This window comes from Pseudomonas sp. MS15a(2019) (assembly GCF_013277805.1).
Classification (GTDB): Bacteria; Pseudomonadota; Gammaproteobacteria; order Pseudomonadales; family Pseudomonadaceae; genus Chryseomonas; species Chryseomonas benzopyrenica.
In genome coordinates this window covers 116,635-132,629 of record NZ_VBTN01000004.1, presented here as the reverse complement: position 1 = coordinate 132,629, position 15,995 = coordinate 116,635, and the positions used below count along the sequence as shown (strand labels likewise).

Here is a 15,995-nt window from a genome sequence, read left to right as displayed (position 1 = left end):
TGATGGCCGAGCGCTCGCCCTTCCAGAGTTTCTTCATGGCCGGCTTCGAATGCTCCAGCCATAGACGCGCCGATGGCCGACGCCTGGATCTGCTCGCCAGCACTGGCCATGATCGCTGGGCCGCGGAAGACTATCGCGCGGTGGCCGCCCAGCGCCTGCGCACCGTGCGCGACGGCGTTCGCTGGCACCGCGTGGAGGCCCAGGCCGAGCGCTATGACTGGTCGAGTGTCCTGCCGCAGGTGCGTGCCGCGCGGGCAGCTAACGTCCAGGTCATCTGGGACCTCTGTCACTATGGCTGGCCCGATCACCTGGATATCTGGCGACCGGCCTTCGTCGATGCCTTCGCCCGCTATGCCGCCGCCTTCGCCCGGCTGTTGCGCGAGGAGGGCGAGACCCATCCCTGCCTGGCGCCGATCAACGAGATCTCCTACTGGGCCTGGGCCGGCGGCGATCAGGGTCTGTTCAATCCCACCGCCCAAGGCCGCGGTCAGGAGCTCAAGCATCAACTGGTGCGCGCCAGCATCGCCGCTATCGAGGCGATTCGTGACGAGTTGCCCGAGGCGCGGTTCCTTGCCATCGATCCGCTCATCCATGTCGCCGCGCGCCGCCCCGAGCAGCGCCAGGCCGCGGAGGCCTATCGCCAGGCCCAGTTCGAGGCCTGGGACCTGCTCTGCGGGCGTCAGTGGCCCGGCCTGGGCGGTCGCCCCGATTACCTGGACATCCTGGGTCTGAACTACTACTCCGACAACCAGTGGTATCTGGACGGCGGTACCCTGGCGGCGGACGATCCGGCCTATCGACCCCTGCAGGGGATGCTGGCCGAAGTCCACCAGCGCTATGGCCGGCCATTGCTGATCGCCGAGACGGGGGCCGAAGGTCCGGCGCGGGCCGCCTGGCTGGAACACGTCGCCGATCAGGTCGGGCGGGCGCTGCGCCAGGGCGTGCCGGTGCAGGGCATCTGCCTGTATCCGGTGCTCGACTATCCCGGCTGGGACGATGATCGCCTCTGTCCCACCGGGCTGTTCGGCATGGCCGACGGGGCAGGGCGCCGGGCGCTGCACGAGCCCCTGGCCGAGGTCCTGCAGCGCCAACGCCAGATACTGGCAGGCGGAGAGGGGCGATGAGCGCAGCCAGGCGCCGCGAGCAGCGGCGCGCCGAATGGCCCCTGCCGGAGCGGGTCGGCGGCTTTCTCTGGCGCTATGTCCGCCTGCGACCCTGGCACTTCGGCGGCCTGCTGTTGCTGGTGGTCGGCGCGGCGACCTGCGCGGTGGCGGTGCAATACGGCATGAAGCTGCTGGTCGATGCCATGGCCGATCCGGCTCGCCGGGCGGCGGTGTGGGGACCCTTCTGGCTGTTCATCTCGCTGATCGTGCTGGAGAACCTGTTCTGGCGCAGCGGTGGCTGGCTGGGTTGCCGTACGGTGGTGGCCAGCTGCGCCGATCTCCGCGTCGATCTGTTCCGCTATCTCACGGGCCATCCGATGCACTACTTCTCCCAGCATTTCGCCGGGGCCCTGGGCAATCGCATCTCCGCCACCGGAGCGGCCGCGGGGGCCATCTACGGCGGCCTGGCCTGGAAGATCATGCCGCCCTGTGTCGACTTCATCGGCGCGGTGGTGGTGCTCTGCACCGTGGACCTGCGCATGGCCGGAGCGCTGGTGGCCTTCGTGCTGATCGTGGCCTTAGTGATCACCGCCTTCGGCATTCGCGGGCGGGCGCGGCACCAGCGCTTCGCCGCCCAGTCGGCCCATGTCGGCGGCGAGCTGGTGGACCTGGTGCAGAACGTCTGGACCATCAAGGCCTTTTCCGCCCGGGAGCGCGAGGTGCAGCGACTGGCTCAGGCCATCGGCGTCGAGGCGCGTGCCCAGCGCAGCAGCTGGATGCATCTGGAACAGGCCCGGGTACTCCATGACACCTGCCTGTCGCTGATGGCCGGCGGTATGCTGGCCTGGGCCATCGCACTGTGGAGCCGCGGCAGCATCACCGCCGGCGACGTGGTCATGGTCAGTACCCTGACCTTTCGCATCCTGCACGGCTCCCGTGACCTGGCCCTGGCGCTGGTGGACACCACTCAGCAACTGGGCGCCATCGGCGAAACGCTGCGCATCCTTATCCAGCCCCACGGCCAGAGTGATGTCGAGCGGCCCCTGACCCAGGCGCGCGGCGCCCTGAGCTTTACGGGCGTGAACTATCGCTATCCCGATGGGCGGCAGGTGTTCCAGGGTTTCGATCTGGAGGTGCCGGCCGGCCAGAAGATCGGGCTGGTGGGGCCGTCGGGTGCCGGCAAGTCGACCCTGATCGGGCTGTTGCAGCGCCTCGACGATGTCCAGCGGGGACGGATCTGCATCGATGGCGAGGACATCCGCACGGTCAGTCAGGACAGCCTGCGCCAGCGCATCGCCGTGGTGCCCCAGGAGACCGCGCTGTTCAATCGCAGCATTCGCGAGAACATCCGCTATGGCCGTCCGGAAGCCAGCGACGTCGAGGTAGAGGCGGCGGCCCGCCACGCCTACTGCGACGACTTCATCCGCGAGTTGCCCCTGGGCTACGACACCCCGGTAGGCGAGCGCGGCGTGCTGCTTTCCGGTGGTCAGCGCCAGCGTCTGGGCATCGCCCGGGCCTTTCTCAAGGATGCGCCCATTCTCATCCTCGACGAAGCCACCTCGGCGCTGGACAGCCATTCCGAGACGGTCATCCAGCGGGCACTGTTGGAATTGATGGAGGGCCGCACCGTGGTGGCGGTGGCCCATCGGCTATCCACCCTGACCGGCTTCGACCGCATCCTGGTGCTGGAGCAGGGCGTCATCGTCGAGGACGGCCCGCCGCAGCGGCTGCGCGAGGGGGAGGGCAGTTTCGCCGCGCTCTGGGACCTGCAGGCAGCACCCTAGCGAACCTAAGTCCTTGTATGGCTTGCAACTTCGCCCCAACCGCGTAGAATGATGCACCTCACCTCAGGGTGAGGCGTTATGGTGGCTCTGTCGGTCCCCCCGCAACGATCAACCGTGAACCCGGTCAGGCCCGGAAGGGAGCAGCCGCAGCGGTGATGTCGTGTGCCGGGGTGTGGCTGGCGGGGCCACCTCCATTTCTGCCCTCCGCTTTTCCCATCTCCGCTTTTCCCATCTCCGCTTTTTTTCCCTGCCTTCTTCCCTCCTTCTGCTCGCACTGCATGGTTAACCGCTCCACAGGGCTTTCGTGACGAAATGCACTGTTTTGGTTCATGGCTCTATGCCATTATGCGCGCCGTCTCATCATTACTGGACAAATGTCCAAGGATTCATCGTGAAGAACGGACTCGAAAGCGCAGGACGCGCCCTGAGCAATGGTCTCCATCCCTATCGCATCGATTGCCGACGCGATACCGCAGCGACGTTGATCGCCCACATCTACCATCCTAGTGAGCCCCTGCTGCTGATCAGGATCGACCTGACCAACGAGGAGGCAAGCAATCCCTTCAAGATGAACGCCACCGTGACCCGACTGCGTGGCCAGCTGGATGCCCTGGCAGCCTACGTCTCCAGCGTGGTCTTGGCCGATGGTGAAGACCACTGCCTGCGTGCCTGAAACGGCTTTTTCGCTGGCGCTTTCCCTCCTGATCGCTTGAAAAGCCGCTTGGCCGCCTTCATCTAGGGAGGTAGCCGCAGCCCGCACGGCATCGCTCCAAGGCCACGCCGCGGGATGCATTCGCGGCCCCTCTTCGTTAGCATGTGCTCCCCTCACGTCTTCTCCTGATCAGGTCTCGATGAGTTACCAGGTTCTTGCGCGCAAATGGCGCCCGCGGTCGTTCCGCGAAATGGTCGGCCAGACCCATGTGCTCAAGGCGCTGATCAATGCGCTGGACAACGAGCGGCTGCACCACGCCTATCTGTTCACCGGCACCCGCGGGGTGGGCAAGACCACCATCGCGCGGATCCTGGCCAAGTGCCTGAATTGCGAGACCGGGATCAGCTCGACGCCCTGTGGTAGCTGCTCGGTATGCCGCGAAATCGACGAAGGCCGTTTCGTCGATCTCATCGAGGTGGATGCCGCCAGCCGTACCAAGGTGGAAGACACCCGTGAGCTGCTGGAGAACGTGCAGTACGCGCCATCCCGCGGTCGCTACAAGGTGTACCTCATCGACGAGGTGCACATGCTCTCCACCCACAGCTTCAATGCTCTGCTCAAGACGCTGGAAGAGCCGCCGCCCCACGTCAAGTTCCTGCTCGCTACTACCGATCCGCAAAAGCTGCCGGTCACCATCCTCTCGCGCTGCCTGCAGTTCTCGCTGAAGAACATGCCGCCGGAGCGGGTCGTTGCCCATCTTCAGCACGTACTTGCCGCGGAAAGCATTCCCTTCGAGGACGACGCCCTCTGGCTGCTGGGGCGCGCGGCCGATGGCTCCATGCGCGATGCCATGAGCCTGACCGACCAGGCGATCGCCTTTGGCGAGGGCAAGGTATTGGCTGCCGATGTGCGCGCCATGCTCGGCACCCTCGATCATGGCCAGGTCTACGACGTGCTCCAGGCCCTGCTGGAAGGGGATGGGCGCGCCGTGCTGGATGCGGTCCGTCATCTGGCCGAGCAGGGCCCCGACTGGGGCGGGGTGCTGGCCGAGCTGCTCAATGTGCTGCACCGCGTGGCCATCGCCCAGGTGCTGCCCGATGCGGTGGACAATGGCCAGGGCGATCGCGAGCAGGTGCTGACCCTGGCGCAGACGCTGCCGGCGGAAGATGTCCAGTACTACTACCAGCTGGGCCTGGTGGGCCGGCGCGATCTGCCGCTGGCGCCCGACCCACGCCACGGCTTCGAGATGGTCCTGCTGCGCATGCTGGCCTTCCGGCCTGCCGGTGCGGCGATTGCCGAGCGACCGGCACTAAAGACGACGGGAGCCAGCCCGGCCACGGCTGACTCCAACCCCCGTCCGGTGGCCGCGGCGGTACCGGCAGCGGCTGCGCCTGCGCGCCCTCCGGCGCCAGAGGCGTCCCCTGCGCCTGTCCAGGCAACGCCGATGGTGAGTAATACCACCCCAATAGAAGAGCCGGTGGATCTCCCCTGGGAGGATCCTGCGCCCGTGGCGACCAAGGCGGCTCCGGCTCCGACTCCGGTCGAGGCTGCTGGTGCGCCGGTCGCATCCAGGGCGCTACCGACCCCCCAGGTCGAGGCGACCCCTGAAGCCACGGTGATCGCCGAATTGCCTGCGGACACCTCCGGTGACGATCTGGACGGTGACGAAGAGCCGCCGCCGGCCGAGGATTACTACGAGGTGGGGCTGGACGACTATCTCGACAGCCTTGGCGATCCGGCTGACGACGAAATCGCTGCGGCGCCGACGCCGGCGGTGCAGCCGGCCACGGGCCTCGCGGCCGACTGGCAGGCGCTGTTCCCCGACCTCAAGCTGGGCGGGTTGACCGCCAGCATCGCGGCCAACTGCACCCTGGTGGCGGTGGACGGCGATCGTTGGCACCTGCACCTGGATCCGGCGCAGAGCGCCTTGTTCAACGCCAACCAGCAGCGCCGGCTCAACGATGCACTGAATCAGCAGCAGGGACGACCCATCACGCTCGAGGTCACCATCCAGACCCCCGAGCAGGAGACGCCCGCCCAGGCCGCCGCGCGGCGCCGAGCGGAGCGGCAGCGGCAGGCGGAGCAGTCCATCCAGGACGACCCGCTCATCCGCCAGATGATGCAACAGTTCGCCGCCACGGTGCGCGCGGGTACCATCGAGCCGGTCGACACCCAAGCCTGACCGGTTTTCCATTCATAGTTCGAGGTAGCAGACATGATGAAAGGTGGCATGGCCGGCCTGATGAAGCAGGCCCAGCAGATGCAGGAAAAGATGCAGAAGATGCAGGAAGAGCTGGCGAACGCCGAAGTGACCGGACAATCCGGCGCCGGCCTGGTCAGCGTCGTCATGACCGGCCGACACGACGTCAAGCGCGTCAGCCTGGATGACAGCCTGATGCAGGAAGACAAGGAAATCCTCGAAGACCTGATCGCCGCCGCGGTGAACGACGCCGTGCGCAAGATCGAGCAGAACAGCCAGGACAAGATGTCCGGCATGACCTCCGGGATGCAGCTGCCGCCCGGCTTCAAGATGCCTTTCTAAGACGCTTCAATAGCGGGTGTCCGTCGGACACCCGTTTCTCCCGCCTTCCAGTACGGTAGTCCATGAGCTTCAGTCCCCTGATTCGCCAATTGATCGATGCGCTCCGGGTCCTGCCCGGTGTCGGCCAGAAGTCCGCCCAGCGCATGGCCCTGCAACTGCTCGAGCGCGAACGCCAGGGTGGCCAGCGCTTGGCCTCTGCCCTCAGCGCCGCCATGGAAGGGGTCGGTTACTGTCAGCGCTGCCGCACCCTGAGCGAAGACCAGATTTGCGGCTTCTGTGCCGATACTCGGCGTGACGACAGCCTGCTCTGCGTGGTGGAAGGCCCCATGGATGTCTTCGCCGTGGAGCAGACTGGCTATCGCGGACGCTACTTCGTGCTCAAGGGGCACCTGTCGCCCATCGACGGCCTGGGCCCGGACGCCATCGGCGTGCCCGAACTCGAACGGCGCGTTAGCGAAGGGGGGTTCCAGGAGATGATCATCGCCACCAATCCCACGGTTGAAGGCGAGGCGACCGCCTACTATATCGCCCAACTGCTGGCGCCCAAGGGCCTGACCATCTCCCGGATCGCCCATGGCGTACCCCTGGGCGGCGAACTGGATCTGGTCGACGGCGGCACCCTGACCCACGCCTTTGCCGGGCGCAAGCCGATCTCGCTCTAGCGTTGCGCTATCCCGCCGCCTTGAAAGGGCAACAGGCCTGTATCTTGTGATCGAGAAGCATTATCATTATCGGAAGTCAGCTGCTTCCGAGGATGGTGATGCAGACGCTCGAGTCCGACCGGCACGGACATATCCGGACCCTCTACCTGGACCACCACGGCTGGCTGCGCGAGCGGCTGCAGCGGCGGCTGGGTTGCCTGGGGCAGGCGGCCGACCTGGCCCAGGACACCTTCGTCCGGCTGTTGGCCCGGGAAGGAGAGCTGGAACGGCTGCGTGAACCCCGTGCCTTCCTGGCGACCATCGCCCAGGGATTGCTGGCCAACCACTGGCGGCGCCAGGCCCTGGAGCGCGCCTATCTCGAAGCGCTCGCCGCGCGACCGCAAGCCGTACAGCCTTCGCCGGAAGCCCAGGCCCTGATCCTGGAAACCCTCACTGAACTCGATGCGCTGCTCGACCGCCTGCCTGGCCGGGTGCGCCAGGCCTTTCTGCTGGCGCAACTGGAAGGGCTCACCTATGCCGTCATCGCAGGGCGTCTGGGCGTGTCGGAGCGGATGGTCAAGAAGTACATGGCCCAGGCCATGCTGCATTGCCTGGAACTGGTGTCTTGAGTCTTCTCACACCCAGCCAGGGCGGACCTCTGGAAGAGGCGGCCAACTGGTTCGCCGAACTCGCCGCCGACGAGGTGGATCCAGCCACCGAGCGGGCCTGGGAGCGCTGGTTACAGGCGGATAGTCGCCACGCCGTGGCCTGGGCGCGGGTGGAGGAGATCAGCGCCCGCTTCAGCGGTCTGCCCCCGTCGGGCCGGATGGCCCTGGCGCGGCGCGAATCCCTGGGACGACGGCGGGCGCTCAAGGTGCTGGGACTGGCAATGGGCGGGCTGGCCCTTGGCTGGACGCGGCCGGACGACTGGCAGCTGGGGCAGGGCCCTGCGCTGAGCACGGCGGTCGGCGAGATCCGCGCCTTCGATCTGGCGGCCGGGGTACGCGTCTGGCTCAACACCGACAGCCAGCTGGCACAGGCGACGGCAAACCATTGGCGGCTGTTGCGCGGCGAGGCGCTGTTCGAAAGCCGCGGCGGAAGCGCGCCCACGGTGCTGGAGGCGACGGCGGGTCGGGTGCGCTTCGGTGTGGGCTGCTGCGCGGTCCGCGCGCGTGACCACGGTCTGGAGGTCGCGGCCTACAGCGGTGCTCTGCAGCTGTTGCCACGCCAGGCCAGGCCCGAGACTCTGGCGGAAGGGAGGCAGGCCCTGCTGACGCCTACCGCCGTGCAGCCGTTGGGTCGCGTCGATCCGGGGCGGCAGCTCTGGCGCCAGGGGCGGCTGGTGGTGGACGACTGGTCGCTGGCGGCCCTGGTGGCGGAACTGGGGCGCTATCGCCCGGGCCTGTTGACCTGCACCGCCACGGTCGCCCCGTTGCGGGTAGTGGGCAGCTATCCCCTCGCGGATACCGACCGCGCGCTGGCGGCCCTGGCCGACAGCCTGCCGGTACGGGTGGAGCGACGCCTGCCCTGGTGGGTGCAGATCGTGCCCGCCTGAAAAAACTGCCGCCGACGGTTCCCCTTTGACGTTCTCGCGGGGCTTAGGGGAAACGATCTCCGCTTCGAGGCCCTCCATGCACCGCCATACCCGTTTCACGCTGCATCCGCTGCGCCGCGCCCTGCGCGCCTTCGCCCTGACCGTACCGCTGGGTATCACCAGCCTGGCCGCGCCCCAGGGCCTGGCCCAGGCTGCCGCCATTGCCCAGGAATACCGCATCGAGGCCGGTAGCCTGGCCACGGTAGTGAGCACCTTCGCCGCTCAGAGCGGGGTACTGCTGTCGGCCCCCGCCCAGGGGCTGGAGGGTCGCCGCAGTCCGGGGCTGCAGGGCCGCTACACACCGGCCGAGGGCTTCCAGCAGATCCTCCAGGGCAGTGGCCTGCAGGCGGTGCGTCAGGCCGATGGCAGCTATCGCCTGGAGTCGGCGGCCGCGACCGGGGTGACGTCTCTCAGCGAGACCACGGTGACCGGCTTCGCCCTGGGCAATGCCCTGGGCGAGACCGATGGCTACCTGGCGACCCATAGCAACGTGGCCACCAAGACCAGCAAGGGGCTGCTGGAAACCTCCCAGTCGGTTTCGGTGGTGACCCGCGAGCAGATCGATGAGCAAGGCGCCAAGACCGTGCAGCAGGCCATGAGGTACACCCCGGGCATCTTCACCGGCCAGATCGGCGCGTCCAATCGCTATGACTATGTGGTGATGCGCGGCTTCGCCGACAACAGCGTCGACAACGTCTTTCTCGACGGCCTCAAGACCATGGGCGACAGCGGCACCTTCAGCTCGCTGCAGGTCGATCCCTACTTTCTCGAGCGCATCGACGTGGTGAAGGGACCGGCCTCGGTGCTCTATGGCCGCAGTCTGCCGGGCGGCCTGGTGGCGCTCACCAGCAAGAAGCCGCTGTACCAGCCCTATCACCAGGTCCAGGCCACCCTGGGCAATCTCGGCCAGCGCGGCGCCGGTTTCGATTTCGGCGGGCCGCTGGATGAGGAGGGGCGTATCGCCTATCGCCTGGTGGGCCTCGCCCAGCACAGCGATACCCAGTTCAACCACGTGGAAGAAGAGCGCTATGCCCTGGCGCCCAGCCTGGCCATCGACCTGAGCGACGACACCACCCTGACCCTGCAGGCCTATCTGCAAAAGGACCCGGACGGTGGCTACCACAGCGGGGTACCGGCCGAGGGCAGTCTCTATCGGCGCAACGGTCGCTACATCAGCAACCATTTCTTCGAGGGCGAGCCGGACCACGACAAGTTCGAGCGGACCCAGCAGATGGTCGGCTATCAGTTCGAGCACAGGTTCAATGACGTCTGGAGTGCGCGGCAGAACTTCCGCTACGCCAAGTCGCGGGTCGAGCTGGAGCAGGTCTATGGCTACGGCTATGTTGGCGACAGCAACCTGCTCAATCGCTATTACTCTGGCGGCCGCGAGAACCTGCACGCCTATACGCTGGACAACCTGGTGCAGGCGGACTTCGACTGGGCTGGCAGTCGGCACACCCTGCTCGCCGGGCTGGACTACCAGCGTCGCTGGACCCATGTGGATTGGCCCAGTGGCACGGCGGATCCGCTGGACGCCTTCGCGCCGAACTACGGCGGTCAGGTGACCCTCTCCCCCGGCACCGAATACCGCCGCGAGCTGGCGCAGACCGGCGTCTACCTGCAGGATCTCATCGAGCTGGATCGCTGGCGCTTTTCCCTGGGTCTACGCCAGGACTGGGTGGAGATCGGCATCGAGGATCGTCTGGCGGGTTCGCGCAGCAGCGCGCGCCGCGGCCAGGCCAGCGGGCGGGCCGGGGCACTCTATCTGTTCGACAATGGCCTGGCGCCCTACCTGAGCTATTCCACCTCCTTCAATCCCAATGCCTACAACGATGCGGCGGGCAATCCGCTGGAGCCCACCGAGGGCAAGCAGTGGGAGCTGGGCCTAAAGTACCAGCCGCCGGGCAGCACCAGCTTCTACACCGCCTCGCTGTTCCATATCACCCAGGAAAACGTGGCGACCAAGCTGCCGCAGGAAGACTTCTATTCCTCGGTAGGCGAGATCCGTTCCCGTGGCCTGGAGCTGGAAGGCCATCTGCAGCTGGCCGAGCGCCTCAAGCTGCTGGGCAGCTACACCTTCACCGATATCGAGTACACCCAGGCGCTGGACGGCACCCAGGGCAATACGCCGAACCAGGCGCCGCGGCACCAGGCCTCGCTGTGGGGGCAGTACGAGCTGGCGGGGCCCCTGGCGGGGTTCAGCATCGGCGCCGGGGCGCGCTACGTGGGCACCAGCTGGGTGGACAAGGCCAACACCCGTAAGGTACCGGCCTATACCCTGGTGGATGCCATGCTCGCCTATGACTTCACCCGGCTCGGGCTGCCGGGGCTCACGGCGCGGGTCAATGCCAACAACCTGATGGGCAAGGACTATGTGGCGTCCTGCTACAGCCTGGACTACTGCTATTTCGGGGAGGAGCGTAACGTGACCGCGACGGTCAGCTACAACTTCTAGACGCTCAGGGTCCTGCCACTCAGGCAGGACCCCCAGCCTCAACCTTCCAGCTGGCCGCCGGCGAGGGCGCAGAGGCGGGCGGAGTCGAGGATGCGTACCTCCTTGCCTTCGGCCGCCAGCACGCCGCTCTGCTGGAAGCGGGTAAAGACCCGCGATACGGTCTCCACCGCCAGGCCGAGGAAGTTGCCGATCTCGTTGCGCGACATGCTCAGGCGGAATTGCTGGGCGGAAAAGCCACGGGCATGGAAGCGCGCCGAGAGATTGACCAGGAAGGTGGCGATGCGCTCGTCGGCGCTCTTCTTGGACAGGAGCACCATCATCTGCTGATCGTCGCGGATCTCCCGGCTCATCACCCGCAGCAATTGCCGGCGCAGTTGCGGCAGCTGCTCGGAGAGCTCGTCCAGGCGCTCGAAGGGGATCTCGCAGACGGTGGTGGTTTCCAGCGCCCGGGCCGAGACCGGATAGCGCTCGGTGTCCATGCCCGACAGCCCGACCAGTTCGCTGGGCAGGTGGAAACCAGTGATCTGCTCCTCGCCGGCATCGCTCAGGCTGCTGGTGCGCAAGGCGCCGGAGCGCACCGCATAGACCGAGCCGAAGGTATCGCCCTGGCGGAACAGGTGGTCGCCCTTGGCCAGCGGCCGGCCGCGCTTGACGATCTGGTCGAGGGCGTCCAGGTCTTTCAGATCGAGCGACAGCGGCAGGCACAGCGAGGCGAGGCTGCAATCCTTGCAATGGGCCTGGGCGGTGCGCAGCTTGAGGGGCTCGGTCATGGGGGAAGATCGCTTCTCGTCTGGTTCCAAAAGTCTAACTTTAGCAGTCGTGGCAGGCATGGGTCATATCACCCGGGAAAAACGCTGATTGTCGTCGCCCGGTAGATAGCGGTCGAACAGCATGCACAGGGCGCGAATCAGCAGGCGGCCGGGCGCCAGCACCTGCAGGCCGCGGGCATCGAGGCGGATCAGGCCATCGGCGGCCATGGCCTCGAGCTGCGGCCAGGCGTCGGCGAAGTAGTGGCGAAAATCCAGCTCGCAGCTGCGTTCGATGGTGGCGAAATCCAGCTGAAAATGGCAGATCAGCTGGGCGATCACCGCGCCACGGATGCGGTCATCCCGCGAGCGACGCAGGCCACGGGCCACCGCCAGTTCGCCCTGGCCCAGGCGCTCCTGGTAGCGGGCGAGGTCGGGGGTATTCTGGCAGAGCACCTCGCCGATCTGGCTGATGGCGGAGACGCCCAGGCCCAGCAGGTCGCAGTGACCGTGGGTGGTGTAGCCCTGAAAATTGCGCTGCAGGGTGCCTTCTTCCTGGGCGATGGCCAGGTCGTCGTCGGGTAGGGCGAAGTGGTCCATGCCGATGTAGCGATAGCCGGCACCCAGCAGTTGTTCCACGGTGCGCTGCAGCATCTCCAGCTTGGCCGCGGGGTCCGGCAGTTCGCTGGCTTCGATGCGCCGCTGCGGCGCGAAGCGCTGCGGCAGATGGGCGTAGTTGAACACCGAGAGGCGGTGGGGCTGCAACTCCAGCACCCGCTCCACGGTGTGGGCGAAGCTGGCCGGGGTCTGCCGCGGCAGGCCGTAGATGAGGTCCAGGTTGATGGAGCGATAGTCGAGGGCGCGAGCGGCCTCCACCAGGGTGCGGGTGTCGTCGAAGGGCTGCAGGCGATTGATTGCCAGCTGCACCTGCAGGTCGAGGTCCTGGACGCCGAAGCTGACGCGGTTGAAACCCAGCTCGCGGAGCAGCCCCATGGTGCTCCAGTCGGCTTCGCGCGGATCGATCTCGATGGAGTAGTCGCCCCGGTCGCCGTCGGCCAGGGTGAAGTGCCGGCGCAGATCGGCCATCAGCTCGCGCAGCTGCATGGGATTGAGAAAGGTCGGGGTGCCGCCACCGAGGTGCAGTTGCTCCACCCGCTGGGCGCCATCCAGGTGCCGGCTGGTGAGGATCATCTCCTGGCGCAGGGCGTCGAGGTAGGCGGCGCTGCGGCTGCGGTCCTTGGTGATGACCTTGTTGCAGGCGCAGTAGTAGCAGATGTTCGCGCAGAAGGGCACGTGCAGGTAGAGCGACAGCGGGCGTCCGGCCTGGCGGCTCAGGCGCAGGGCGCCGAGCAGGTCGAAGGGGCCGATGCCGTCGTGGAATTGCACGGCGGTGGGGTAGGAGGTGTAGCGGGGGCCGGCGCGATCGTAGCGGGCGATGAGGTCGGCGTCCCAGGCGAGGGCGGCTGTCATGCCGGACTCCAATGGTTTCGAGGTGTCCAGTGTGAGGGGCACGGCCTGCGCTTTATTGATCCAGATCAATGGATAGCCGGTTAAGCTTTGGCGTTTGGACGAGGAGTAGCCCATGGCAGACGAGTTGTACCTCGACAGCTTTCGCGAATGCCGACCCTCGAGTGAGCCCTTGGCAACCCTGTTGCTGGCTCATGGCGCCGGCGCGGGAATGGACAGCCCCTTCCTGCAGCAACTGGCCGAGGAACTGGCCCGGCGCGAGATCCGGACCCTGAGATTCGACTTTCCCTACATGGCGCGAGCGCGCGCCGAGGGCAAACGGCGCCCGCCGAATCCGGCCCCCGTCCTGCTGGAGCACTGGCGGGCCATGGTCGCTACCTGGCGCGCGGCAGAAAGCGGGCCGCTGTGGCTGGCGGGCAAGTCCATGGGCGGGCGGATGGCCAGTCTGCTGGCCGACGAACTGGGTGCGGCTGGCCTCATCTGCCTCGGCTATCCCTTCCACCCGGCGGGCAAGCCCGAGCGGCTGCGCACCGAGCACCTGGCGACCCTGGCCACGCCGACCCTGATCGTCCAGGGCGAGCGCGATGCCCTGGGCACGCGGGAGGAGGTGGCGGGCTATGCCCTGGCGCCAAGCATCGAGCTGCAGTGGATCGCCACTGCCGACCACGATCTCAAGCCGCTCAAGAGCAGCGGCCTGAGCCATTCCCAGGCGCTGGTGGAGACGGCGGCCTGGGTGGCGGCCTTCGTGCGGACCAGCGGCTAGATGACCCGGAAGCCGCTGGTGCCATCCCGCCGCAACTGCTCGACCAGGCCGAACTCCCAGTCCAAGTAGGCCTGCATGGCCTCGCGTGGGGCGTCGGTGCCCTCATAGGGGCGCCGGTAACGGTCACGCCGAGTCGACAAGAGCTGTGTCTCGCCGGCTTCCACCGGCAGGCCGGCGGCCAGCCAGGCCGAGGTGCCACCCTCCAGCAGCAGGACCGGCCGGTCGGTAGTGGCCTGGACATCGACGGCGGCGAAGGCGGCCAGTTGGCCACTGCCACAGGTGAAGACATAGCGCTCGGCTGGTGGCAGCGCTGCGGGCAGATCGGCGCGCAGCACCCAGGCGGCGCCCGGGATATGCCTTTGCACATAATTGGCACTGGCGGTGACGTCCACTACCAGGGTGCCCGGCTCGGCCAGCAATTCCTGCAACCGCGTCACCGAGATGCGCTCCACCGGCCCCGGCGTGGGCGCCGGTGCCTGCCAGGGGCCAGTGGCGCTCAGGGCGCCGGTCGGGATGTCGTCGACCACCGCAACCGCCCAGCCCATCTGCGCCAGCCAGGAGGCGCTCATGTTGGCGCGCACGCCGTCGTCGTCCACCAGGGCCAGGCGAGCACCACGCACCGGGGCGCTGTGATCGGTCTCCTGCACCAACTGGCCCCCCGGCGTCGAGCGGGCGCCGGGCAGGTGGCCGGCGGCGTATTCTTCGGGAGTGCGCACATCGATCAGGTAATTGGTCCGCTGGGCGTCGCTGCGCCAGGTCTCCAGTTCGCTGAAGGGCAGGCGGGCGACGCCGGCGCGATCGGCGACCTGGCGGGCGCGGGCGGCGGCGGTCGCCCGGGTCGCCGGACTCACCGCACCGAAGCGGCGTTGCTGGTCGTGTTCCAGAGTCTGGCCGGCCAGGGTCCAGCCGATGGTGCCATTGCGCAGGGCGGCCACCGGATTGGGAATGCCAGCGTTGATCAGTGACTGGGCGCCGATCAGGCTGCGGGTACGGCCGGCGCAATTGACGATGACCCGGGTCCGCGGATCGGGTGCCAGCTCGGCCACCCGCAGCACCAGTTCGGCACCCGGCACGCTGACCCCACCAGGAATACTCATGGTCTGGTATTCCTCGAAACGGCGGGCGTCGAGGATCACCAGATCGGCGTCCTGCTCCAGCAGCGCCTGGACTTCTTCGGCGGGCAGCGAGGGGGTATGGCGCCGGGCTTCCACCAGCTCGCCAAAGGCCTTGCTTGGTACGTTGACGTCGATGAAGAGTTCGCCGCCGCTGGCGCGCCAGCCCGCCAGGCCGTCGTCGAGCAGGGCCACGTCGGTGTAGCCCAGGGCGTGCAGGCGTTCGGCCGCGCGTTCGGCCAGGCCCTCGCCATTGTCGTAGAGGGTAATGGCCACGTCGCGCCGTGGCAGCCGCGACCAGGCCTCCAGCTCCAGGCGCGACAACGGCAGATTGGCGGCCCACAACGGATGGCCGGCGGCGAAGGGGTCTTCCTCGCGGACGTCGAGCAGGGCGACTTCGGTGCCGGCGAGCAGGGCCTGGCGAATGTCCTCGGCGGTGCGGATGGCGGTCATGGTGTGGCGGTCTCCTGGGACAGGTCCCACAGGTTGGGCAGCTGGCGATTGGTGTAGCCGGAGATGAAGGGCTTTTCCTGGCCATCCGCGGCATAGACGGCGCGGCGCACGGCGCCGATGTTGCCGCCATAGACGTGGATGCTGATGGAGGTGCGGTCGGCATAGGCGTTGCTGACCTGGTGGATGTCGCCCACCCGCGGCGAGACCGCTTCCACCTGGCCCGGCTCCAGGCGCACGGGCGCGCCTTCCGGCAGCAGGCGGCCGGCGGGGTCGCGGGCGAAGCTCTGGGCGGTCTCGGCGCCGCGCAGCATGCCGATCAGGCCCCAGGTGCGGTGGTCATGCACCGGGGTGGCCTGGCCCGGCCCCCAGACGAAACTCACCACCGAGAAGCGCTGGCGGGCATCGGCATGCAGCAGGTACTGGCTGTAGCGCTCGGGGCGGGGCAGGGCGCAGTCCTCGGGCAGCCAGTCGTCATGGCGGACCAGTTCGCCGAGCAGGGCGGCGCCGCGCTGCAGCAGCTGCGGTTCGGCAGGGTGTTCGTCGACCAGGGTGGCGAGGTCATGCAGGAACAGGCGCAGGCGGTCGAGCCTAAGGGTCATGGAGGGCTCCACGGATGAGACGGGTGGGCGATGACGGCCATTAAAGCAAGGCTGGCGCCCAGCACCTTAGATCGATTGGTTCTG

14 protein-coding genes and 1 other RNA gene are annotated in these 15,995 nt (G+C 67.5%); 11 read left to right on the top strand and 4 right to left on the bottom strand.

Annotated elements, in window-relative coordinates:
- Window positions 1-2: 2 nt before the first annotated feature.
- The 10 genes from FEZ61_RS08325 to FEZ61_RS08280 all read left to right on the top strand — a co-directional run bounded on the left by FEZ61_RS08325 (window position 3) and on the right by FEZ61_RS08280 (window position 10,771).
- Window positions 3-1,124, top strand: a complete 1,122-nt coding sequence (locus tag FEZ61_RS08325; protein ID WP_173148291.1) for a beta-glucosidase — start codon at window positions 3-5, stop codon at window positions 1,122-1,124.
- A complete protein-coding gene (locus FEZ61_RS08320; RefSeq protein ID WP_173148217.1) occupies window positions 1,121-2,887 on the top strand; it encodes an ABC transporter ATP-binding protein in 1,767 nt (588 codons plus the stop codon). The genes FEZ61_RS08325 and FEZ61_RS08320 overlap by 4 nt, the downstream gene beginning before the upstream one ends.
- A gap of 88 nt (window positions 2,888-2,975) precedes the next feature.
- Window positions 2,976-3,072: signal recognition particle sRNA small type (gene ffs / locus FEZ61_RS08315), an RNA gene on the top strand.
- Window positions 3,073-3,278: 206 nt separating this feature from the next.
- A complete protein-coding gene (locus FEZ61_RS08310; RefSeq protein ID WP_173148215.1) occupies window positions 3,279-3,560 on the top strand; it encodes a hypothetical protein in 282 nt (93 codons plus the stop codon).
- Window positions 3,561-3,738: 178 nt separating this feature from the next.
- Window positions 3,739-5,721 (top strand): DNA polymerase III subunit gamma/tau, encoded by a 1,983-nt coding sequence (gene dnaX / locus FEZ61_RS08305; protein ID WP_173148213.1) that lies wholly within the window; start codon window positions 3,739-3,741, stop codon window positions 5,719-5,721.
- A gap of 33 nt (window positions 5,722-5,754) precedes the next feature.
- A complete protein-coding gene (locus tag FEZ61_RS08300; protein WP_007162246.1) occupies window positions 5,755-6,081 on the top strand; it encodes a YbaB/EbfC family nucleoid-associated protein in 327 nt (108 codons plus the stop codon).
- Between the two features lie 62 nt (window positions 6,082-6,143).
- Window positions 6,144-6,743, top strand: coding sequence for a recombination mediator RecR (gene recR, locus FEZ61_RS08295; protein ID WP_064308477.1), 600 nt, complete (start codon window positions 6,144-6,146; stop codon window positions 6,741-6,743).
- A 92-nt stretch (window positions 6,744-6,835) separates the two neighbouring features.
- Window positions 6,836-7,351: a sigma-70 family RNA polymerase sigma factor gene (locus tag FEZ61_RS08290; protein ID WP_143075220.1), complete on the top strand. Its 516-nt coding sequence runs from the start codon at window positions 6,836-6,838 to the stop codon at window positions 7,349-7,351.
- On the top strand, window positions 7,348-8,277 hold the full coding sequence (locus FEZ61_RS08285; RefSeq protein ID WP_064308476.1) for a DUF4880 domain-containing protein: 930 nt from the start codon (window positions 7,348-7,350) through the stop codon (window positions 8,275-8,277). Before FEZ61_RS08290 ends, FEZ61_RS08285 begins: the two co-directional genes overlap by 4 nt.
- Window positions 8,278-8,353: 76 nt before the next feature.
- Window positions 8,354-10,771, top strand: coding sequence for a TonB-dependent siderophore receptor (locus FEZ61_RS08280; RefSeq protein ID WP_064308475.1), 2,418 nt, complete (start codon window positions 8,354-8,356; stop codon window positions 10,769-10,771).
- A 38-nt stretch (window positions 10,772-10,809) separates the two neighbouring features.
- On the opposite strand, the gene fnr is transcribed toward FEZ61_RS08280, so the two are convergent.
- Both fnr and hemN read right to left on the bottom strand, forming a co-directional pair.
- Window positions 10,810-11,541, bottom strand: coding sequence for a fumarate/nitrate reduction transcriptional regulator Fnr (fnr, locus tag FEZ61_RS08275; RefSeq protein ID WP_017639628.1), 732 nt, complete (start codon window positions 11,539-11,541; stop codon window positions 10,810-10,812).
- A gap of 63 nt (window positions 11,542-11,604) precedes the next feature.
- Window positions 11,605-12,987 carry an oxygen-independent coproporphyrinogen III oxidase gene (gene hemN / locus FEZ61_RS08270; protein WP_173148211.1) on the bottom strand — a complete coding sequence of 461 codons (1,383 nt, stop codon included), beginning with the start codon at window positions 12,985-12,987 and terminating at the stop codon, window positions 11,605-11,607.
- A 112-nt stretch (window positions 12,988-13,099) separates the two neighbouring features.
- Here hemN and FEZ61_RS08265 point away from each other — a divergent pair, with 112 nt between their 5' ends.
- Window positions 13,100-13,747 carry an alpha/beta family hydrolase gene (locus FEZ61_RS08265; RefSeq protein ID WP_173148209.1) on the top strand — a complete coding sequence of 216 codons (648 nt, stop codon included), beginning with the start codon at window positions 13,100-13,102 and terminating at the stop codon, window positions 13,745-13,747.
- Here the strand turns inward: FEZ61_RS08265 and FEZ61_RS08260 are convergent.
- Together FEZ61_RS08260 and FEZ61_RS08255 are read right to left on the bottom strand one after the other, a co-directional pair.
- Window positions 13,744-15,312 carry a rhodanese-related sulfurtransferase gene (locus FEZ61_RS08260; protein WP_173148207.1) on the bottom strand — a complete coding sequence of 523 codons (1,569 nt, stop codon included), beginning with the start codon at window positions 15,310-15,312 and terminating at the stop codon, window positions 13,744-13,746. The genes FEZ61_RS08265 and FEZ61_RS08260 overlap by 4 nt on opposite strands.
- A complete protein-coding gene (locus tag FEZ61_RS08255; RefSeq protein WP_093249057.1) occupies window positions 15,309-15,911 on the bottom strand; it encodes a cysteine dioxygenase in 603 nt (200 codons plus the stop codon). The genes FEZ61_RS08260 and FEZ61_RS08255 overlap by 4 nt, the downstream gene beginning before the upstream one ends.
- Window positions 15,912-15,995 lie beyond the last annotated feature (84 nt).

Coding starts and splice junctions, on each gene's coding strand:
- hemN (WP_173148211.1), bottom strand. CDS start 12,987: ATGACAGCCGCCCTCGCCTGGGACGCCGACCTCATCGCCCGCTACGAT.
- fnr (WP_017639628.1), bottom strand. CDS start 11,541: ATGACCGAGCCCCTCAAGCTGCGCACCGCCCAGGCCCATTGCAAGGAT.
- dnaX (WP_173148213.1), top strand. CDS start 3,739: ATGAGTTACCAGGTTCTTGCGCGCAAATGGCGCCCGCGGTCGTTCCGC.
- recR (WP_064308477.1), top strand. CDS start 6,144: ATGAGCTTCAGTCCCCTGATTCGCCAATTGATCGATGCGCTCCGGGTC.
- FEZ61_RS08320 (WP_173148217.1), top strand. CDS start 1,121: ATGAGCGCAGCCAGGCGCCGCGAGCAGCGGCGCGCCGAATGGCCCCTG.
- FEZ61_RS08280 (WP_064308475.1), top strand. CDS start 8,354: ATGCACCGCCATACCCGTTTCACGCTGCATCCGCTGCGCCGCGCCCTG.
- FEZ61_RS08290 (WP_143075220.1), top strand. CDS start 6,836: ATGGTGATGCAGACGCTCGAGTCCGACCGGCACGGACATATCCGGACC.
- FEZ61_RS08260 (WP_173148207.1), bottom strand. CDS start 15,312: ATGACCGCCATCCGCACCGCCGAGGACATTCGCCAGGCCCTGCTCGCC.
- FEZ61_RS08325 (WP_173148291.1), top strand. CDS start 3: ATGGCCGAGCGCTCGCCCTTCCAGAGTTTCTTCATGGCCGGCTTCGAA.
- FEZ61_RS08255 (WP_093249057.1), bottom strand. CDS start 15,911: ATGACCCTTAGGCTCGACCGCCTGCGCCTGTTCCTGCATGACCTCGCC.
- FEZ61_RS08265 (WP_173148209.1), top strand. CDS start 13,100: ATGGCAGACGAGTTGTACCTCGACAGCTTTCGCGAATGCCGACCCTCG.
- FEZ61_RS08300 (WP_007162246.1), top strand. CDS start 5,755: ATGATGAAAGGTGGCATGGCCGGCCTGATGAAGCAGGCCCAGCAGATG.